The organism is Hansschlegelia zhihuaiae (assembly GCF_004103825.1).
In the GTDB taxonomy this organism is placed as follows: Bacteria; Pseudomonadota; Alphaproteobacteria; order Rhizobiales; family Methylopilaceae; genus Methylopila; species Methylopila zhihuaiae.
The window spans coordinates 1-742 of record NZ_RYFI01000059.1; the positions used below are offsets into that span (position 1 = coordinate 1).

2 protein-coding genes and 1 pseudogene are annotated in these 742 nt (G+C 69.7%); 1 reads left to right on the plus strand and 2 read right to left on the minus strand.

The genetic code is table 11. From position 1 onward, the window contains the following. Positions 1 to 120 (minus strand): transposase (locus EK403_RS23850; RefSeq protein WP_428979642.1); only part of this gene is annotated, 120 nt, incomplete at its 3' end. A 71-nt stretch (positions 121 to 191) separates the two neighbouring features. Then, positions 192 to 458, minus strand: a pseudogene (locus EK403_RS23855) (transposase); the annotation flags it as partial. Positions 459 to 540: 82 nt separating this feature from the next. Here EK403_RS23855 and EK403_RS23860 point away from each other — a divergent pair. Beyond that, the coding region (locus tag EK403_RS23860; RefSeq protein WP_428979641.1) for a hypothetical protein at positions 541 to 742 on the plus strand (202 nt) is incomplete at its 3' end.

Sequence of the window (742 nt, forward strand, 5' to 3'; positions counted from 1 at the left end):
GGCCGAGGCGATCGCGTCCCAGAGGGCGTCGCGCGTTCGGGCGGCGGCCTTGCGCAGCAGCGCCTTGAGCTTGGCGAAGACCTGCTCGATCGGATTGAGGTCGGGACTGTATGGCGGCAGGTGAGCACGCTGGCGCCGGCGGTCTCGACCGCCTCGCGGACGCCCGCGACTTTGTGGGCCGACAGGTTGTCCATGACGACGACGTCGCCGGGTTCGAGCGCAGGGGCCAGAACCTGTTCGGCGTAGGCGCGGAAGGTCACGCCGGTCATCGGTCCGTCGAGCGCGAGCGGCGCGACGATCCCGCTGGTCCTGAGGCCCGCCACGAAGGTCGTCGTCTTCCAGTGGCCATGAGGGGCCGAGCCGACCAGGCGCGAACCGCCGAGGCTGCGGCCATAGAGGCGGACCATGTTGGTGGAGGCGCCGGTCTCGTCGAGGAAGACGAAGCGCTCCGGGTCCATGTAGCCTTGGAAGCCCCGCCAGCTCTTGCGACGCTTCGCGACGTCCGGCCGCTTCTGCTCGGCCGCCCTCAGCGATTTTTTTATGCCGGAGCCCGAGCCGACGCAGCATGTCGTGGATCGCCGTCAGCCCGACCACGACCCCCTTCCCGGCGAGCTTGTCCTTGATCTCCGCGAGCGTGATCTCGGAGCGCTCGTCCACCATCGCCCGAAGCTCCGCCTCGTGAGGCTCGAGCAGCGGCCGGCGGTAGCCGCCATACTTCTCGGGCTCCACGCTTCCCGTCGCC